This window comes from Rhodococcus ruitaii, assembly GCF_055230935.1.
Genome location: NZ_JBUYWC010000023.1, coordinates 1 through 18,782 on the forward strand (window position 1 = coordinate 1; position 18,782 = coordinate 18,782).

Genomic DNA, 18,782 nt, shown 5'->3' on the forward strand with positions numbered 1-18,782 from the left:
CCTGGTTTTTTTCGTCATCACGTATCGGCATCGCGTGGTCACCGCCCGCCACCTCAAACGCATGGAAGCGATCATCCGGACCGTGTGTACCGACGTCGAGGTCGAACTGGTCGAGTTCACCGGCGAAAGCAACCACGTCCACCTGCTCGTGAACTTCCCGCCGAAGGTCGCCGTGTCGACGCTGGTGAACAGCCTCAAAGGTGTGTCGTCGCGCCGGATGCGGCAGGAGTTCCCCGAACTGGTCCGGCACTACTGGCGAGCCCAGAGACTCTGGTCGGGGTCGTACTTCGCTGGATCGGTCGGCGGCGCACCACTGTCGGTGTTGCGGCAGTACATCGAGCAGCAGGACCGTCCGGTGTAGGGCACGCTCGGCCCGTGGCGTGCCTCCCGGTGCGCTAAGAGCTACCCCGTGATCGCAGGAGGCGGCATGCAACTCACGTGGCTCGACCGCACCTGAATCGACGAATACTCACCGAACATCAGGTACAGCGCGACTACGGTCGGGAAGATGATCGCCTTCCCCTCCATCGAGGCCACGCCCGCACTCGTCGTCGACCGCACCGCCCTCGATGCCAACATCGCGCGCATGGCCGCATCGGCGCGGGAGCGCGGTCTCGTCATACGACCGCACGCCAAGACCCACAAGTGCATCGAGATCGCACATCTTCAGCTTGCCGCCGGTTCGAGTGGGCTTGCCGTGGCCACCGTGTCCGAGGCAGAAGTGTTCGCGCAGGCAGGGTTCGACGACCTCTTCATCGCCTATCCGCTGTGGGCCGACACCGCGCGCGGTGCGCGGTTGCAGACGCTGGCCGAGACTGTGCGACTCACCGTCGGGGTCGACTCCACCGCCGGGGCTCGCGCACTCGCCGAACACTGCGATGCATCGGTCGGTGTGCTCGTCGAGGTCGACAGCGGACACCACCGGACCGGCGTCGCTCCCGAGCAGGCGGGCGCAGTCGCGGGTGAGGCACACGCCCGAGGTCTGGATGTGGTCGGCGTGTTCACCTTCCCCGGCCACTCGTACGGGCCGGGGCTTCCGCACGTCGCTGCCGCAGAGGAAACCGAAGCACTCGCGGTCGCGGCTGCCGCACTGCGCGACGCGGGGATCGATCCGGTGGTGATCAGTGGCGGGTCGTCACCTACCGCACTGATCGAGATTCCTACCGTCGCAACCGAACTGCGGCCCGGAGTGTACGTGTTCGGCGATGCTCAGCAGCTCGAACTCGAGACGATCACGGAGGCGGATATCGCTCTCACCGCGCTGGCGACAGTGGTGTCGGCTCGCGGGGAGGTGGTCGTGCTCGACTCCGGAAGCAAGACGCTCGGAGCCGACCGCGCATCGTGGGCCACTGGATACGGGCGTATTCTCGGTGAACCAAACGCGCAGATCACTGCCCTCTCGGAGCATCACGCCACGGTGGGGTGGCCGAATACATTTACCCGTCCCAACCTCGGACAACGGGTGCGAGTGATTCCCAATCACGTTTGCAACGCCGTCAATCTCGCAGATGAGCTGATTGTGACAGACGGGCGCCACGCCGACGTGGTATTGGACCGATGGCAGGTCGCCGCGCGAGGATGCAACACGTGACACCCGTATTGTTACGCCACCCCCTGTTACGTCGCGTCCTGTTACGTCGCATCGCCCTCACCGCCCTGGCGGTTCCACTCGTCGCGTGTTCGTCTCCGGAGGGAGCACCCGCGACGCCCGCCCCGTCGACCCCCGAGTCTGCACCTACAAGCCCTGAGTCTGCGCCTACAAGCCCTGAGTCTGCGCCTACAGAACCCGCACCGCGTGTCACCGACACCGTCGCGTCCGGTCTCGAGACACCGTGGGGTATCGCTTTCCTTCCCGACGGGGCAGCGCTGGTCACCGAACGCGACACGGGCCGAGTCCTCGAGATCGGCGCAGACCAGCAGGTTCGGGAGGTCGACAGGATCACCGAGACCGTCGCGCAGGGCGAATCCGGCCTCCTCGGCATCGCGGTCTCGCCCACCTTCGACACCGACCGGTTCGTCTTCCTCTATGTCACAACGTCGTCCGACAATCGCATTCTGCGCGCCACGTACGACGGGGAGGCACTCACCGACCATCAGGTGATCCTCGAGGGTATTCCCGCCGCACGAGTCCACGACGGCGGGCGGTTGCAGTTCGGGCCCGACGACATGTTGTACGCCGCGACCGGCGAGGCAGGTGATCGACCTCTCGCTCAGGATCCGACGTCTCTCGGCGGAAAGATCCTGCGGGTGACAATGGATGGCGAACCGGCGCCGGATAATCCCGACCCGACTTCTCCGGTGTATTCTCTCGGCCACCGGAACGTGCAGGGCCTCGCGTTCGATGACGAGGGCAGGTTGTGGGCGTCCGAGTTCGGCCAGAACGACGTGGACGAACTCAACGAGATCGTGGCGGGTGGCAACTACGGCTGGCCCGAGATCGAGGGCAGCAGTGGTAGAGACGGGGGCGGAGACCAGTACATCGATCCGGTCGTGACCTGGCCGGTGTCGCAGGCGTCGCCGTCCGGAATCACCTTCGACGACGGCAACCTGTGGATGACATCACTGCGGGGAGAGCGACTGTGGCGCATCGGTATCGACGGTCTCGACACCACAGACTATTTTTTCGGCGAGTACGGAAGACTGCGGACCGTCGTCAGCGCACCGGACGGCTCATTGTGGTTGACCACGTCGAACCGCGACGGTCGCGGGGACCCCGCGGACGACGACGACCGCATCCTCCGTATCGAAGTACCCGGTCTCGAAGTACCCAGTCTCGAAAATCCCTGACGGGTCAGGGAACGAGGACGGAGATCGTCTCGGCAATGAGGGCCGGTTTGCTGCCGCCCTCGATCTCGACGGTGTATCCCACAATGAGAGTGGCGCCCTTCGCAGTGCGCTCGAACGACTTGAATACCACCGAGGCACGGACTTTCGAGCCCACCGGGACCGGTGCGGGGAACCGCACCTTGTTGACGCCGTAGTTGACCTTCATCTTCACGCCCTCGAGCGAGAAGATCTGCGCACCGAGCACGGGAAGCAACGACAGCGTGAGGTAACCGTGAGCGATCGTCGCGCCGAACGGGCCGCTCGCAGCCCGCTCGGGATCGACGTGGATCCACTGGTGGTCGCCGGTCGCCTCGGCGAACAAGTTCACCCGTTCCTGGGTGATCTCGAGCCAGTCGCTCTGGCCGATGATCTCGCCGACCGACCTCTCGACCTCGTCAATTCCGTTGAAGACCCGCATATTCAGCTCCTGGGGTTGGTTTGTCACGTCAACGTCCGGAGCGCCGGAGGGTGACGCGATAGGTGTAATGCTCCGGCAGGAAGTAGCTCACCGACAGCTCGATGGGAACCCCCGCCTTGTTCGAGTACAACCGGTCGACCCGCAACAGCGGGTGTCCGGCAGCGCAGTTCAGAACCTCCGCGACCCGCTCGGACGCAGGTGCGACAGTGATCGATTGCGCAGCTTCGACGATGGGGCTGTCGAGATAGGGCTCGAGCAACCCGATCACAGTGTTGCGGCTGGATGCACCGAGTTGCAGCGCGGGTTCGTCCAGCACATCCGTCGCAATCTCGTCGGGGAGGTGGATCGTGGTGTGCACGAATGGAATTTCGTCATGAACTCGTCGTAGAACCAGGGTGTACAGCAGATCGGTGTCGAGGCGCAGTCGGCTCGCCGCATCGATATCGACCCCGCGCCTCAGCGGCGACACGATCTCCATGACCGTGTCGGCCGACAACGCGAGCAGATCCTCGATCGAGCCGAGCTGGCGACGGTAACGCTTGCTCGACTCGTTCGCGAACGTGCCTCGCCCGGGCACGCGATAGACGATCCCGTCTGCAACCAGGTCCTGGAATGCCCGCCGCACTGTCTGACGACTCACCCCGTACTGCTCCGCAAGCTCTGCCTCGGTCGGCAGCCGCACACCGTCGTTGTACCGACCGGCTTCGACGGCGTCGCGCAGCTGACGTGCGAGTTGCGCGTATACGGGTTCCGTCTCACGTGTTCTGCTGTCCATGGCGGACATGATCCTAGTGGGCGACCATCAGAGGCCACCACGCGCCACGAGCTGCGACGCGATCACATTACGCTGAATCTCGTTGGTCCCCTCACCCACGATCATCAACGGCGCATCACGGAAATACCGCTCCACGTCATACTCCGTCGAATACCCATAACCGCCGTGAATCCGCACCGCATCCAACGCAATCTCCATCGCAACCTCCGAGCAGTACAACTTCGCCATCCCCGCCTCCATATCGCACCGCTCACCACTGTCGTACTTCTCCGCCGCATACCGCGCCAGCTGCCGCGCCGCCGTCAACTTCGTCGCCATCTCCGCCAGATAGTTTCCGATCGACTGATGCTTCCAGATCGGCTTCCCGAAACTCTCCCGCTGCTGCGCATACGCCAACGAATCCTCCAACGCAGCCGCAGCCACCCCCAACGCACGCGAGGCGACCTGCAACCGGCCCGTCTCGAGGCCCTTCATCATGTGCCCGAAACCCTTGCCGGGCTCACCGCCGAGGACCGCATCCGCCGAAATCCGGTAGCCATCGAAACTGAGCTCGCACGACTCGACACCCTTGTACCCGAGCTTCGGCAGATCCCGCGAGACCGTCAACCCCGGACCGTGCTCGACGAGCACCACCGAAATTCCCTTGTGCCGCGGACTGGCCTGCGGATCGGTCTTACACAGCAGCGCGATCAACCCCGCACGCCGCGCATTGGTGATCCACGTCTTCGACCCGTTGATCACCAGATCATCACCGTCACGGGTGGCGGTGGTGGTCATCGCCTGCAGATCCGAGCCGCCACCCGGTTCCGTCAACGCCATCGTCGCCCGGATCTCCCCCGTCGCGAGCCTGGGCAGATACCGGCGCTTCTGCTCCTCGGTACCGAACAGCGCCAGCAGCTTCGCGACCACGGTGTGCCCGCCCATCGCACCCGACAGCGACATCCAGCCGCGGGCGAGTTCCTCGGTGACCTGCACGTAGCACGGCATCGACACCGGCGACCCGCCGTACTCCTCCGGCACCGCGAGCCCGTAGATCCCGATCTGCTTCATCTGCTCGATCCACTTCTCGGGGTACTCGCCGCTGTGCTCGACTTCCTGCACCGACGGCTTGACCTCGCGGTCGATGAAGTCGCGGACGGTCTTGACCAGGAATGTCTCTTCGTCGTTCAGATGGCTCACGGAAGTCCTTAGGCTCGTCGCGGGTCCCGGTGACAGGGACACACTTTGTACGGCCATTTTGGTTGGCCGTACCAGCGCTTGTCAATCACTGACCCCGCTATGTCAGCGCTCCGAACCAGTGATATCAGCGATCCGTGTCGCTACCGATACCTATAGAACTGGCGCATCGCGACACAATGGCCGTACATTTACTGGCGTTCCCCACCCGTCGAACCCATGAGGTTTCCCGTGACATCCGAGCAACACCTTCGCCGGCGAGCGGTGCTCGTCGCCCCCGGCTCCGACGAACGCAAGGCCGGCAAAGCTCTGGCCTCCGCCGCAGATGAGGTCGTTCTCGATCTCGAGGACGCGGTCACCCCCGACAGGAAGACCGCCGCGCGCGATCTCATCGCTCCTCTGGTCCGTGCACACGGCTCCGACCGCACGGTGTCGGTACGCATCAACGGGCGCCGCACCGAGTGGTTCGAAGACGACCTACGCGCGTGCGCTGAACTCGGCACCGCACTCGCATCGATCGTGTTCCCGAAGGTCGAGAGCGCCGACGATCTCGTCGAGGCCGACCGCATTCTGGGCGAGCAATCCGGCGTCGGAATCCAGGCTCTCGTCGAGACACCGGCAGGCGTCCAGAACATCGACGACATCGTTGCCGGCCCTCGAATTGGGGGCGTGATCATCGGCTATGCCGATCTGGGCGCTGCCCTGGGACGGGCACGCACCGCACTGCCCGAGCAATGGCTGTACGCGCAGGACCGCATCCTGCACGCGGCGCGCTCCGCAGGCGTGCAGGCCATCGACGGTCCGTTCCTCGGCATCGCCGACGACGATGCATTCCGCCGCTGGGCGCGGTGGGTTTCCGATCTCGGATTCGACGGAAAGTGGGTCATCCATCCAGGCCAGATCGATTCCGCTGCTGCAGCGTTCACGCCCACCGCCGGGCAGGTAGAGGCTGCCCGCATGGTTCTCGCCGCCCTCGAGGAAGCGGAGGCTCGCGGCGCCGGTGCCGCGCAACTGGACGGCCAGATGCTCGACGAGGCCGTCGCCGTCGCCGCCCGTCGCACCCTCACCAGGATCGGAGCCTGAACATGTCCAGCAACCACGCGTCGGTCGGCGGACCGTACTTCGACGAACTGACCGTCGGCCAGGTCTTCGACACCGCACCTGCCGTCACTCTCACCGATGGTCTCGCTGCCGCGCACCAGTCGATCCTCGGCGACCGTTTGCGCCTGCCCCTCGACAAGCACCTCTCCGCCCGGGTCACCGGCGGCGCGGTCGCGCACGCCGGTTTCGTCACCGACATCGCCATCGGTCAGTCGACGCTGGCCACGCACCACGTCAAGGCCAATCTGTTCTACCGAGGGTTGCGTTTCCGCCGGTTTCCGCACATCGGCGACACTCTGTACACCACCACCGAAGTCGTGGGTCTGAAGGAGAACTCGGCCAAGCCGGGCCGCACACCCACCGGTCTCGCGGCGCTGCGTATGAATACCGTCGATCACGACGGCAACCTCGTCCTCGACTTCTACCGCTGCGCGATGCTGCCGCTGAGCGAACGCCCCGACCGGAACCGAGTGGTGCACACCGACGACCTGTCGACGATCGGCCCCCAGGACGATCCGCAATGGGCCGTCCCCGAGGGATGGAACCTCGACGAATATCGCACCTCGGTGCCCGGCGCACACTTCGACGCGGCACTCGCCGGGTCTGTGCTGCAGTCGAGCGGCGACGTCGTGTCGAGCGCGCCCGAGCTCGCGCGGCTCAGCTTGAACATCGCAGCGACCCACCACGACGAACGGGTCGGGGCCGCGGGCAGGCTGGTGTACGGCGGGCATACGATCGGCCTGGCGTTGGCGCAGGCGTCGCGGGCTTTGCCCAATATGGTGACGGTGCTCGGCTGGCAGTCGTGCGATCACACCGGGCCGGTGCACGAGGGCGACACCCTCACCAGCGACCTGCACGTCGAGTCCGCTGAACCCCTCGCCGAGGGTGGCGGCGTTCTGGACCTGCGGTCGCTCGTGTATGCGCACCGCGGCGACGCCGAGCCGGCACGCGTTCTGGATTGGCGTTTCAGCGTGCTCATGGCGTAGGTATCACGAAGCTGGCATAGCCATCACGAATCTGACGTAGCCATCACGAGCCTCGGGTGTCGACCCGTCTCACCAGCCTCTCGTACCGCTGCCTTGCGGCCTGGGTGCTACCCAGGCCGAGCCCGAAAGCGATTTGCTGCCAGGTCATTCCGTGTTCACGTGCGATCCCGAGGATCAGAGCTTCCAGTTGGTCGATTTCAGATCTCACCTTGGGCATGAGCCCAAGGGCCGCGGTGATGTCGGCTTCGTCGACCTCCGGTTCCCCCGGGCCCGGAGAATGTACGCCACCGGCAAGCGCTCCGACGATGCGCACAGCGCCCAGCGGATCCAGCATGTAGGGCTGTGCTTGACGAGCGCGTTGCTCCGGGGTGGCACCGTGGCGTTCGGCGATTCGGAACAAGCCGGCGTACTCACGATCAGCGCGCTCACGACTCGGACTCGGGGGTGCGAATTCGTTCTCGGTCATACACCCAGAGTGACCTGTGAACGACATGTTGTCAACATTCTATTGTAAACATAATGTTGATTCAGCTGATCTCGTCGACCAATCCCCACCCGCGCGCGCGGTCGACATCCAGCGGATGCGCGGTCACGAACAGGTGCATCGCCCGCCACCTCCCGATCCTTCGCGGAACGCTCACGGTGCCGCCTGCCCCCGGGATCAGTCCCATCGACACCTCCGGAAGCCGGAAGACCGTGCCGGGCGCGGCGACGACCCGATTCGCGAAAGCCGGAATCTCGATCCCGGCGCCGACGCAGTGCCCGTGCACGCGCACCTCGACCCGATCCGCAAGCCGCGCAACCAGTCGTCCAGCCCCACCACGCGTGCGGATCAGGTGCGCGGTGGAGGTATCAGGTGTGCGTCCGAACTCGTCGAGGTCACCGCCCGCACAGAACGACGGGCCCGCCCCGTCGACCACCACATGGCCGATGCTGTCGTCGAGCTCGGCCAGGCGCAGCGCCTCGACCAGCGCATCCCGCAACTGCGTGCCGTAGGCGTTGCGCCGCTCGGGCCGGTTGAGCGTGATCCGCAGCGTGTCGCCGTCTCGCGCGACGAGAACCGGGTCGGCGGGCGCGGGCGGCGGCAGCGGGCGAGGTCCACGCACGTCGAGCCACCGCAGGAACTCGGGACCACCCTGCAACGTCGAATACCCGAGCGACTCGATATCGATCGCTGCGGCAACCCCCACCGTGTCGGCAGCACGAAGCACATGACGAACCACCAGCGACGCGTGCGGATTCTGCGCAACGGCATCGCCGAACGCCGACAGGCTCGCCTCGAGATCGTCCGTGCCCACCACCGTCGACGACCGGGGGTCCGGCCCCGCCGCGTATGTCAGATCCAGGGATTCGAGTAGCGGCGCCAGGCCGCTCGCCTCGATGGACGCACCACTGCTCCTGCCGACGAGCAGGTGATCGCTCACCCACGCTCGTTCCGCTGCGCGCTCGAGCACCGATGCCGGCGCATCGTCGAGGTCGACGATCAGAAGCGGGTTCCGGACCGCGCCGTCGTCTTGGAGGACCGGCACATCGGCAACGCCGCCCGCCAGCTCCACGACGGAGATCGTGTTCGCGCCCATCAGTTCCGTCCTTGTGCTCGCTGCCTGCCCATCCTCGGGCAATGTAGCATCACGAACGTGTTCGAAACCCTGTCCGCGGACACCACACGCGACTGGGCCGAGAGCGGAATCGCCTGTCTGACCGGCAGGTCCGATGGCCCTCCGCTGATCCCACCCGGCCGCGCCGCAACCGTCGCGCGGGCAACGACAGCATGGATAGAGTCCGCGACGAACGGGGCGGTACGACTCGACGGGGCGCGTGTACTGTCCGAGCGCGCCGCGTTCACAGGTCACCGACGCGCGGGCGCTGTCTCGGCGGGTGGCTCTTGCCGGCTGCTCCCCACCGCCGATGGGTGGGCCGCCATCTCGTGTGCCCGCCCGGACGACCCGTCGCTGCTCGGCGCTCTCGTCGGGGCCGACATCGGCGACGACCCGTGGCCCGCCGTCACCACCTGGCTGGCAGAGCACACCGGCGAGGACCTCCTCGCTCTCGCCGAGCCGCTCGGCATCGCGGCAGGCCCGGTCGCACCGATTTCCGCGGCAGTACCCGAGCCCCTGGTCCCTCGGCCGGCCGACGGGTTGCTCGTCGTCGATTTCAGTTCGCTGTGGGCAGGTCCGCTGTGTGCACACATTCTCGGTCTCGCCGGGGCTCGGGTGGTCAAGATCGAGACCCCGACGCGGCCCGACGGTGCCCGCCGCGGTAGCGCCGACTTCTACCGGCTACTTCACGGTGGGCACGAGTCCGTCGTCCTCGACCCGGGCGACGACATCCAGCGCCGGGAACTCGCGGAACTGGTTGCGGCAGCCGACATCGTCATCGAGGCATCACGCCCGCGGGCTCTTACCGGGTTCGGTCTCGACGCCGACCGATTCGTCGCGAACGGCGGCACCTGGGTGTCGATCACCGCTCACGGTCGGGAGTCATTCCGCATCGGTTTCGGCGACGACGTCGCAGCCTCTGCCGGACTCGTCGCTCATGATGCGCAGGGCCCTGTGTTCGTCGGCGATGCCCTGGCCGATCCACTCACCGGCGTCACCGCCGCAGCGCTCGCACTGTCCCGGCCGGCAGACGGCAACGGAATACTGTGGGACGTATCGATGTCTGCGCTGATCGCATCAACGTTGGCGCCCGGCCCACCCGATTCCGAGCGAATGTATCGTTCGTCTCCTTCACCGGACGCAATGTGCCATTCGCTCGGGGGGCGTTGGTGGGTCGACGCACCGTCCGGCACCGTCGCGCTCGCCGAGCCGGAGCGCCGTGAACCCGCGGGTGCGGTCGCCGAATCAGGTCGCGACACATCGAAGGTTTTGTCCGAGCTGGGAATACGATGACCCTTCTGCTCTTGCGTGATGTGGAGATCGACGGCGATCCCGGCCTCGACGTTCTCGTCCGTGACGGCGTCATCTCGCAGCTCGGAAAGGGAATCGAGGTGCCCGAGAGGTGCGATGTCGTCGACGGCCGCGGTGGCGCACTGATCCCCGGTCTCCATGATCACCACATCCACCTGCACGCTCTGGCAGCCGATCGCGTGTCCGTGCGATGCGGACCACCTGACGTCACTTCGGCGGACGCCCTCGCCCGCGCCCTCGACGCCGCCCCGGGTGACGGCTGGATCCGCGGTGTCGGATACTTCGAATCCGTTGCAGGCATGCTTGATTCCCATACTCTGGATCGCATCCACTCCCGGCGACCGGTACGGATCCAACACCGCAGCGGTGCCATGTGGGTGCTGAACTCCGAGGCAGCGTTGCTCGCCCGCCTCGACTCGGCCGATCACCCGGGCGTCGAACGCGACGACTCCGGACGCCCTACTGGACGAATATGGCGGGGCGACACCTGGTTGCGTGACCGTCTCCCTGCCACCTCTCCCCCGGCAGTGGAAGCGATCGGCACGGAACTCGCCCGGTACGGCGTCACCGGGGTCACCGATGCGACGCCCGATCTCACACCGAGCACGATCGATGCGCTCGTCGAAGCGCACGTCACCGGTGCACTCCCCCAACGCCTGTACCTGCTCGGTGCCCCAGGCGATTTCACTGCGGGCGCGACGGGATGCTCTGCCGGTCCGTACAAGATCGTCATCGCCGACTCCGATCTCCCCGACATCGGCACTCTCATCGCCTCCATTCGTCGTGTCCACGACGCAGGTCGCGCTGTCGCGGTGCACTGCGTCAGCCGCGAGGCGTTCGCGATTCTCGTCGCGGTCTTCGACGAGGCCGGCTCCTACCCCGGCGATCGGATCGAGCATGGCGCGCTCGTACCGGCCGAATCCATCGACGACCTGAGACGACGCAGGATCCGTGTGGTCACACAACCCGGATTTCTCACCGACCGTGGCGACTCGTATCTGCGCGACGTCGACGCCGAAGATCTACCCGATCTCTACCGGTGTCGCAGCCTGATCGACGGCGGAGTCCCCGTCGCATTGTCGAGCGACGCTCCGTACGGCCCCGTGGACCCGTGGCAGGTCATGCGGGCCGCCGTCACCAGGCGCTGCCCCAGCGGAGTCGTCGTCGGTGCGGCTGAACGGATCACCCCCGCCGACGCGCTCGACCGCTACCTTGCGCCGCTCGACGATCCCGGCGGACAGGCACGACAGGTCACGGTCGGCGTCGCTGCCGATCTCGTACTGCTCGACGGGCCGCTCGTGGACGTCCTCGGCGAGGCCGATGCAAGCCGAGTGCGTGTCACTTGGATCGGTGGCCGCTGCGTCTATGCGACGCCCTGATCGGCGGAGCCGTCACCCCGCCGCTTCATGACACAGTCCAGGTGCTGGGGCCGTCCAGCAGCGACTGCAGATCGGCCGGTTCTTCGGCCACAGCGGCAGCCACCTGGGCACGTGCTTGGTCATCGTACGTGCGCCGCGACACCGACCGCACAATTCCCGTGACCGTGTAGGTGAGATCCTGCACCGACAGGCGCGACAGCGCGTAGGCGTATTCCGGGTCGTCGCTGTGAGCGTCGTGCACGACGATGTCGTCTCGATCCACATCGACGATCCGAGCCACGCGGAGACCGAACCCGGCGCGTACGACGCAGAGTTCGTCGTCGGTCCCGAAGACGATCGGTTCACCATGACGGACATGGATGAGGTGGTCCTCGGCGTTGCCCTTGCGGAGCTCGTCGAACGAACCGTCGTTGAAGATCGGGCAGTCCTGCAGAATCTCGACGAATGCCGCCCCGCGATATTCGGCCGCTGCGAGCAAAACCTCGGTGAGCCCCGCCCGGTCGGAATCGAGCACGCGCGCCACGAATCCGGCCTCGGCCCCGATCGCGAGTGACATCGTGTTGAACGGTGCGTCGATCGACCCCATCGGCGTCGACTTGGTGATCTTTCCGGCTTCCGAGGTGGGCGAGTATTGGCCCTTGGTCAGACCGTAAATACGGTTGTTGAACAACAGTATTCGCATGTTCACGTTACGACGCAACGCGTGGATCAGGTGATTCCCCCCGATCGACAGGGCATCGCCATCGCCCGTGACCACCCACACCGACAGGTCGGGTCTGGTGACCGCCAGACCGGTCGCAAAGGTCGGAGCTCGGCCGTGGATGGAATGCACCCCGTACGTGTCGAGGTAGTACGGGAATCGCGACGAGCAGCCGATACCCGACACGAAGACGATGTTCTCCCGCTTCAGTCCCAGCTGCGGCAGCACGGCTCGGACCGTCGCCAGGATGACGTAGTCGCCGCAGCCGGGGCACCACCGTACCTCTTGATCGGAGGTGAAATCCTTCGCTTTCTGTTCACTGTCGGTACGCGGCACCCCCTCGAGGGCACTGATCCCGAGATCGGTTCCGACAGGTCGGGAGGCACGTCCATTGCGCGCGGCTCCGTTCGTGGTGTCTCGCATCATCGATCATCTCGCTCGATCATCACGGCCGCGGAGGCCGCGGCGGGTGTCTTGGCGCTCTCGGCGTCACTCAATGTGCCGTCGAATTCCTCGAGGAGCGCTTCGTGCAGTTCGTCTGCGCGGAATGCCATGCCGGAGACCTTGGTGACGGATTGGAGGTTCGCATCGCACCGCGCCTTCAGCAGCATGGCCAGCTGGCCGAGATTCATTTCCGGAACCAGCACGCGTCGATAGTTTTTCAGCACTCCGCAAAGGTTCTTCGGCATCGGGTTGAGGTGGCGCAGGTGGGCTCTGGCTACCGCGCGACCACTGCGCCGCACACGCCGCACCGCTTCACCGATCGGCCCGTACGACGAACCCCAGCCGAGGACGAGGATCTCGGCATCGCCCGTGGGGTCGTCCACCTCGAGATCAGGGACGTCGATGCCCGCGATCCGGGCTGCGCGCACGCGGGTCATCAATTCGTGATTGGTGTGATGGTAAGAGATGTTGCCCGTGCCGTTGGCCTTCTCCAACCCGCCGATGCGGTGCTCTCGTCCGGCGGTACCGGGGATTGCCCAGTCGCGTGCAAGCGTCAGTGGGTCGCGTGCGTACGGCTGGTAACCTGGGTCGCCGTCACCCGGCGGTGCTGCAAACCGGGACTCGATCGGTGTGAGTGCTTCGACGTCCGGAATACGCCATGGTTCAGATCCATTGGCTATCGCACCGTCGGACAGCAACATCACCGGGGTCCGGTAGGTCACGGCGATGCGGACCGCGTCGAGCGCAGCGGCAAAGCAGTCTGCCGGGGATTGCGGCGCAACGATCGCGACCGGCGACTCACCGTTGCGACCGAACATCGCCTGCAACAGATCGGCCTGCTCGGTCTTGGTGGGCAGGCCGGTGGAGGGCCCACCTCGCTGCACATCGACGACGACGAGCGGCAGTTCGGTCATCACCGCGAGCCCGATCGCTTCCGATTTCAGCGCGACCCCCGGACCGGACGTGCTGGTGACCCCGAGTGCACCACCGTACGATGCCCCGACCGCCGCACCGATACCGGCGATCTCGTCCTCCGCCTGGAAGGTGTGGACACCGAAACGTTTGAGCCTGCTCAGTTCGTGGAGGATATCCGACGCGGGCGTGATCGGGTAGCTGCCGAGGAACACATCCATGCCGGCTGCCTTGCCCGCAGCGACCAGCCCATAAGCGAGTGCGGTGTTGCCCGTGATCTGCCGATAGGTGCCCGGTGGCAGTTCGGCGCGGTCCACTTCGTAGGTCGACGCGAAGGACTCGGTCGTCTCGCCGTAGTTCCAGCCCGAGTGCAATGCAAGGATATTCGCGCGGACGATATCTGGTTGCGACGCAAACTTGGTTTCGATGAATGCCTCGACCGAGACGATCGTTCGACCGTACATCCACGACAGGAGGCCGAGCGCAAACATGTTCTTCGCGCGGTGGGCCTCCTTCTTGCCCACTCCGGCGGGTTCGACCGCGCCGAGAGTCAGGGTGCTCATGGGGACGGTGTGTACCTGCAGGTGCTCGAACCCGTCCGACTCGAGCGGATTGCTGTCGTACCCGGCCTTCGAGAGAGTGCGCTTGCTGAACTCGTCGCTGTTGACGATGAGGATGCCACCGTCGGGCAGGTCGCCTACGTTCGATTTCAACGCCGCCGGATTCATCGCCACCAGCACGTCGGGCCGGTCGCCGGCAGTGAGGATGTCGTGGTCGGCGATCTGGATCTGGAAGCTCGACACCCCCGGCAACGTGCCCTGCGGGGCGCGGATCTCCGCGGGGAAGTTGGGTTGAGTGGCGAGGTCGTTGCCGAAGGCAGCTGCTTCAGCGGTGAATCGGTCGCCGGCGAGCTGCATGCCGTCACCGGAGTCACCGGCGATGCGGATGACGACCTGGTTCAGACGCTTGACATGTTTCGTCACGTGCCGGTCGTGCCCGGTCGCGTACGCCGTGCGGGTGTCCCTCGGCTCCATACCTGTCTCGCTTCCCCCGGGCCTGTGCAGTCCGGCACCTGCGCTCCATAGTCGTCCTCTGGCGCGCACATGCAACCGGTTCCAGTAGTTTCTGTCGATTTCCCCGGCTACGAGCCCAGCCCCGTGTTACGGACCCAGCACCGTGTCGCGGACGAAGCGCAAAACCTGGGGCCAGGACAGCGCGTACGCGTCGGCGTTGATCGGGTTCGTGTGCCGATCCCGGCTGCTGAATCCGTGCTCGGCGCCGGGGAAGACCGAGACGATGCTCGCGCCTGCGATACGCCCCTGCAGTGCGGTCTGCAGTTCATCGAACGTCGCGCGTGAGATGACGGTGTCGGCGCCTGCGTGCAGGAGCATGACCGGCGCTGAGATGCGCGACGCGGACTCGACCGCCTCGATCGTGTGGTTCGGTGGTGCGGGCACGACGATCGACGGGTGGTAGGCAACCACATTCGCAACTCGCGGGTCGCCGCCGCCGAGGATCAGTGCCAGTCGGCCACCGAGGCACCAGCCGATCACCCCCACCTTCGACAGCCCCAATTCACCGAAAGCGTGCTCGAGCAGGGTGTTCATCTCGGCAAGGACAGCGTCGTCCTGAAGGTCGCCCATCCACTGCACCAGCGTTTCCCGCGGGGTGTCGTCTGCACTGTGTCCGTGCCACGGGTCCCACACGAGTGCGGTCACGCCGGTGTCGGCGATGTCCTCTGCGTACTCACGGACCTGGTCGTTGATGCCGGTGATCATGGGGAGCATCAGCATTCCGCCGCTACTTCCGCCCAGTGGACGAGCGAGAAATGCCCGGAGATCACCGATTCTGACGAACTCCGCTTCGATGTCGGTCACGTGATGTCCTTTCGACGACGGGCCGTCCACCCATCATGCCGATCAGCGAGCCAAGGGCGCCCTGTTCCCACTATGTAAGATTCTCGAGAATGTCATTTTCATGTACGATAGGATCGTTATCAGTCTCGCGCCGGACCGGACCGGATCAACACGCGAGACCCCGACAAACACTCGGAAGGACGGTGACCATGACTCGCACCGCACTCGTCAGCGGCGGCACCGGCGGACTCGGCGCCTCGGTGACCACGCATCTTCTCGACACCGGCTGGCGTGTCGTGGTCCCATGGGTGGCCCCCGAAGAGCTCGAGCGTGTCGGTACTCATCCGAATCTGCAGCTCGTCAAAGCCGATCTCTCCGACGAACAGCAACTCGAGGATGCCTTGGCGGTCGCAGCCGACGACCCCAGCGCGCCTCTGTTCGGCGTCGTCAACCTGGTGGGTGGGTTCTCCTCCGGCCCGCGAGTCCACGAGACTCCGATCGGCGTGCTCGATTCCCAGTTCGACCTCAACGTACGCACAGCCTATTCCGTCAGCCAGGGCGCGCTGCCCCACCTGATCCGTCGCGGCGGTGGATCGATCGTCTGCATCTCCGCCGCCGCGACTCACAATCCGTTCTCGGGCGGCGCGTCGTACATCGCGTCGAAGGCTGCGGTCTCGGCACTTGTCGAGACCATGGCGGTCGAATACCGCGACGACCACATTCGCGTCAACGCACTGCTCCCCGTCGTCATCGACACCCCCGCCAACCGCGCCGCGATGCCCGACGCCGACACCAGCCGATGGTCGCAACCGGCCGATCTCGCGAAGGTCATCGAGTTCTTGCTGTCCGACGCCGGCGCAGCCATCACCGGCGGCCTGATTCCGGTGACGAACGTCGGCTGAGCACGAAGGTCCGGGTCTCGAATAGCATCGGCCGCTCGAACAACATCGGCATCTCGAATAACATCGGCGCAGATTCACCGTCGAAGATCGACTCGAACTCCGAAGGAGCATCAGTGCGTCTGCGCGATAACCCGACAGTCGAGGTCACCGGAACTCTGCGTTGCAGCCCGGGCCAGGCCTGGTCGTTGGTCACCGACATCGAGTTACCCACCCGCGTCGAAGGTGAGCTGCAGCGGGCCGAATGGCTGGACGGCGCCGACGGTGTCGCAGTCGGCGCCCGATTCCGCGGCCACAATCACAGTGCCGAGATAGGTCAGTGGCACACCGATCCGGAGGTCGTCGAAGTCGAGGACGGTCGCCGCTGGGTATGGCGCGTGGGTCCAGCCGAGGCACCCATCGCTCTCTGGGGCTTCGAGGTCGAGCCGGCCGAAAGCGGCGCCGTCGTCAGGCAATGGGCCAAGATGGGCCACGGCACATCACCGCTCTCCCAGTTCATCGAGCAACACCCCGATAGAGAGAGCGACATCGTGGCCCACCGCTTGGGCGTGTGGCGAGACGCCATGACAGGCAATATGTCTCTGCTCGAACAGCTCGCAGCCGAGACGACCTGACCGGCTCGTCTACCCGACGACCCCGGCTTCCCGCAGACCCGCAACCTGTTCGTCGGTCAATCCGAGCCCGGCCAAGATGGCATCGGTGTGCTGCCCGAGTCCGGGCACCGGCCCCATGGGCAACTCGACGTCGCGGAAGTTCATCGGCGGCCGGATTGCGCGTACGGCGCCCGCTTGGGTCTCGACCTCGCACCACCGGTCACGCTCACGCAGCTGAGGATGCTCGATCAGACCTCTCAGGTCGCGCAGACGCGCTGCGGGGATCCCAGCCTCGGCGAGCTTCTCGTCGAGATCGGCGCTGCTGTAGGCGGCGGTGGCATCTCCGACGAGCTTGTCGACCTCCTCCCGGCGCGCGACCCGTTCGACGTTGGTCGCATACCGCGGGTCGTTCGCGAGCGCTGGCATCCCCAGCACCTCCGTCAACTGCCTCCATCCTCGATCGTTCTGCACACCGATGAGAATTTCACCGTCAGCGGTGGCGTACTTGTCGTACGGGGTAATCGAGGTATGGGCCAGGCCCATGCGCGGAACCTGCCGATCCTGATACAGCTGCAGGTACATCGGATATCCGAGCCACTCTGCCGTCGCGTCGAACATCGACACGTCGATCGTCGCTCCCACACCCGTACGGTATCGGCGCAGCAGTGCGGCCTGGATCGAGGTCAACGCGTACATGCCCGCCGCAATGTCCGATGTGGGGATACCGGTCTTGACCGCGGTCTCCGGTGTGCCGGTGATCGAGCACAGTCCCGATTCCGACTGAACCAGCAGGTCGTATGCCTTTCGGTCGCGCATCGGACCGTCGGTCCCGTAGCCCGACATGTTCACGACGATCAACTCGGGATGATCGGCGCGCACGTCGTCGGCACCGAGGCCGAGACGATCGACGGCGCCCGGAGCGAGATTCTGCAGGAACACGTCGGCGCCAGCGATGAGCGACTTCACCGCGCCGACCCCGGCGGGAGCCTTGAGATCCACCGCGAACGATTCCTTTCCGCGGTTGAGCCACACGAAATGCGCGGCGAGACCGAGGACGGCACTGTCGTAGTCTCGGGCGAAGTCTCCGTCGCCGACCCGCTCGACCTTGACGACGCGCGCGCCCAGGTCTGCCAAGTGCCGGGTCGCCAACGGCGCAGCGACCGCTTGCTCGAGACTGACGACTGTGATGCCGGCGAGGGGCAGTTCGTCACGCCCCGCGGTTTCACCGTGGCGACTGTTGGCGTCTTCGTTCACGCGACTGCCACGGAATCATCGTCCTGTTTCGGGACGGGTCGGTAGCACGCACCGAGCAAGGCACCGGCCGCAGCGAGTCCACCGACCAAGGCGATGAGCCCACCGACCCCACCGTCGAGAAGGTTGTCACCGAAGATCAGGTGATCGAGGCTCACGCTGCCGGCACCCATGATCGCGACTGCCACAGCTCCTCCGGCAAGCACGAGGTTGTACTCCCAGCCGTTGGCCGTGACGAAGAATCCGCTACCGCGATGCACGGTCCACGCGGCGACGAACATCAACGAGACGAACCCGGCCGCAGCGAACGGAGTGAGCATCCCCAGCGCGAGCGCGATACCCGCGCCGACCTCTGTGAGGGCCGCGAGCCACGCATGAATCTTGCCGGGACGCATACCCATTCCGTCGAACCATCCGGCGGTACCCGGAATGCGGCCACCGCGGAAGAGCTTGCCGTACCCGTGCGCCGCCATCGTCAATCCCAGCAGCACCCGAAGTATCAGTAGGCCGGTGTCGATACTGTCCATTTTCAGCTCCGTTCCTGAACATGCCCGCTC

The 18,782-nt window shown here is 65.6% G+C and carries 19 protein-coding genes; 9 read left to right on the plus strand and 10 right to left on the minus strand.

Features of this window, described 5'->3' with window-relative positions; all coding sequences use genetic code 11:
* Position 1: 1 nt before the first annotated feature.
* From tnpA to ACZI8W_RS24050, 3 genes are all read left to right on the plus strand, one after another.
* Positions 2-361, plus strand: a complete 360-nt coding sequence (gene tnpA, locus ACZI8W_RS24040; RefSeq protein ID WP_463371043.1) for an IS200/IS605 family transposase — start codon at positions 2-4, stop codon at positions 359-361.
* A gap of 147 nt (positions 362-508) precedes the next feature.
* Positions 509-1,591: an alanine racemase gene (locus ACZI8W_RS24045; RefSeq protein ID WP_463371044.1), complete on the plus strand. Its 1,083-nt coding sequence runs from the start codon at positions 509-511 to the stop codon at positions 1,589-1,591.
* 38 nt (positions 1,592-1,629) lie between these two features.
* The gene (locus ACZI8W_RS24050) at positions 1,630-2,787 is read left to right on the plus strand and encodes a PQQ-dependent sugar dehydrogenase (RefSeq protein ID WP_463371117.1); all 1,158 of its coding nucleotides are present in this window, start codon (positions 1,630-1,632) and stop codon (positions 2,785-2,787) included.
* A gap of 4 nt (positions 2,788-2,791) precedes the next feature.
* Here the strand turns inward: ACZI8W_RS24050 and ACZI8W_RS24055 are convergent, their stop codons facing one another.
* Genes ACZI8W_RS24055 through ACZI8W_RS24065 form a run of 3 tightly spaced genes read right to left on the minus strand, consistent with a single transcriptional unit; the run spans position 2,792 to position 5,198 of the window.
* Entirely contained in the window at positions 2,792-3,244 is a 453-nt protein-coding gene (locus ACZI8W_RS24055) for a MaoC family dehydratase (RefSeq protein ID WP_463371045.1), read from the minus strand.
* Positions 3,245-3,272: 28 nt separating this feature from the next.
* Positions 3,273-4,019, minus strand: a complete 747-nt coding sequence (locus ACZI8W_RS24060) for a GntR family transcriptional regulator (protein ID WP_463371046.1) — start codon at positions 4,017-4,019, stop codon at positions 3,273-3,275.
* A 27-nt stretch (positions 4,020-4,046) separates the two neighbouring features.
* On the minus strand, positions 4,047-5,198 hold the full coding sequence (locus tag ACZI8W_RS24065) for an acyl-CoA dehydrogenase family protein (RefSeq protein WP_463371047.1): 1,152 nt from the start codon (positions 5,196-5,198) through the stop codon (positions 4,047-4,049).
* Positions 5,199-5,414: 216 nt separating this feature from the next.
* On the opposite strand from ACZI8W_RS24065, the gene ACZI8W_RS24070 reads away from it, so the two are divergent.
* Positions 5,415-6,278 (plus strand): HpcH/HpaI aldolase/citrate lyase family protein, encoded by an 864-nt coding sequence (locus ACZI8W_RS24070; RefSeq protein WP_463371048.1) that lies wholly within the window; start codon positions 5,415-5,417, stop codon positions 6,276-6,278.
* Positions 6,279-6,280: 2 nt separating this feature from the next.
* Entirely contained in the window at positions 6,281-7,282 is a 1,002-nt protein-coding gene (locus tag ACZI8W_RS24075) for a MaoC family dehydratase (protein WP_463371049.1), read from the plus strand.
* A gap of 43 nt (positions 7,283-7,325) precedes the next feature.
* Here ACZI8W_RS24075 and ACZI8W_RS24080 read toward each other — a convergent pair whose 3' ends face one another.
* Both ACZI8W_RS24080 and ACZI8W_RS24085 read right to left on the minus strand, forming a co-directional pair.
* Positions 7,326-7,748: a DNA-binding protein gene (locus ACZI8W_RS24080; RefSeq protein ID WP_463371050.1), complete on the minus strand. Its 423-nt coding sequence runs from the start codon at positions 7,746-7,748 to the stop codon at positions 7,326-7,328.
* 61 nt (positions 7,749-7,809) lie between these two features.
* A complete protein-coding gene (locus tag ACZI8W_RS24085) occupies positions 7,810-8,862 on the minus strand; it encodes an enoyl-CoA hydratase/isomerase family protein (protein ID WP_463371051.1) in 1,053 nt (350 codons plus the stop codon).
* Positions 8,863-8,919: 57 nt separating this feature from the next.
* Here ACZI8W_RS24085 and ACZI8W_RS24090 point away from each other — a divergent pair, with 57 nt between their 5' ends.
* Entirely contained in the window at positions 8,920-10,173 is a 1,254-nt protein-coding gene (locus ACZI8W_RS24090) for a CoA transferase (protein WP_463371052.1), read from the plus strand.
* Positions 10,170-11,570: an amidohydrolase family protein gene (locus ACZI8W_RS24095; protein WP_463371053.1), complete on the plus strand. Its 1,401-nt coding sequence runs from the start codon at positions 10,170-10,172 to the stop codon at positions 11,568-11,570. The genes ACZI8W_RS24090 and ACZI8W_RS24095 overlap by 4 nt, the downstream gene beginning before the upstream one ends.
* 25 nt (positions 11,571-11,595) lie before the next feature.
* On the opposite strand, the gene ACZI8W_RS24100 is transcribed toward ACZI8W_RS24095, so the two are convergent.
* From ACZI8W_RS24100 to ACZI8W_RS24110, 3 genes are all read right to left on the minus strand, one after another.
* On the minus strand, positions 11,596-12,693 hold the full coding sequence (locus tag ACZI8W_RS24100) for a 2-oxoacid:ferredoxin oxidoreductase subunit beta (RefSeq protein ID WP_463371054.1): 1,098 nt from the start codon (positions 12,691-12,693) through the stop codon (positions 11,596-11,598).
* A complete protein-coding gene (locus ACZI8W_RS24105; RefSeq protein WP_463371055.1) occupies positions 12,693-14,660 on the minus strand; it encodes a 2-oxoacid:acceptor oxidoreductase subunit alpha in 1,968 nt (655 codons plus the stop codon). Before ACZI8W_RS24105 ends, ACZI8W_RS24100 begins: the two co-directional genes overlap by 1 nt.
* Positions 14,661-14,786: 126 nt before the next feature.
* Entirely contained in the window at positions 14,787-15,503 is a 717-nt protein-coding gene (locus ACZI8W_RS24110) for a dienelactone hydrolase family protein (protein ID WP_463371056.1), read from the minus strand.
* A gap of 188 nt (positions 15,504-15,691) precedes the next feature.
* Between ACZI8W_RS24110 and ACZI8W_RS24115 the strand changes: the two genes are divergently transcribed.
* Both ACZI8W_RS24115 and ACZI8W_RS24120 read left to right on the plus strand, forming a co-directional pair.
* Positions 15,692-16,384, plus strand: a complete 693-nt coding sequence (locus tag ACZI8W_RS24115; protein WP_463371057.1) for an SDR family NAD(P)-dependent oxidoreductase — start codon at positions 15,692-15,694, stop codon at positions 16,382-16,384.
* Positions 16,385-16,497: 113 nt separating this feature from the next.
* On the plus strand, positions 16,498-16,995 hold the full coding sequence (locus tag ACZI8W_RS24120; protein WP_463371058.1) for an SRPBCC family protein: 498 nt from the start codon (positions 16,498-16,500) through the stop codon (positions 16,993-16,995).
* 9 nt (positions 16,996-17,004) lie between these two features.
* On the opposite strand, the gene ACZI8W_RS24125 is transcribed toward ACZI8W_RS24120, so the two are convergent.
* A complete protein-coding gene (locus tag ACZI8W_RS24125) occupies positions 17,005-18,228 on the minus strand; it encodes a CaiB/BaiF CoA transferase family protein (protein ID WP_463371059.1) in 1,224 nt (407 codons plus the stop codon).
* Positions 18,225-18,752: a DoxX family protein gene (locus tag ACZI8W_RS24130; RefSeq protein ID WP_463371060.1), complete on the minus strand. Its 528-nt coding sequence runs from the start codon at positions 18,750-18,752 to the stop codon at positions 18,225-18,227. The genes ACZI8W_RS24125 and ACZI8W_RS24130 overlap by 4 nt, the downstream gene beginning before the upstream one ends.
* Positions 18,753-18,782: the final 30 nt, after the last annotated feature.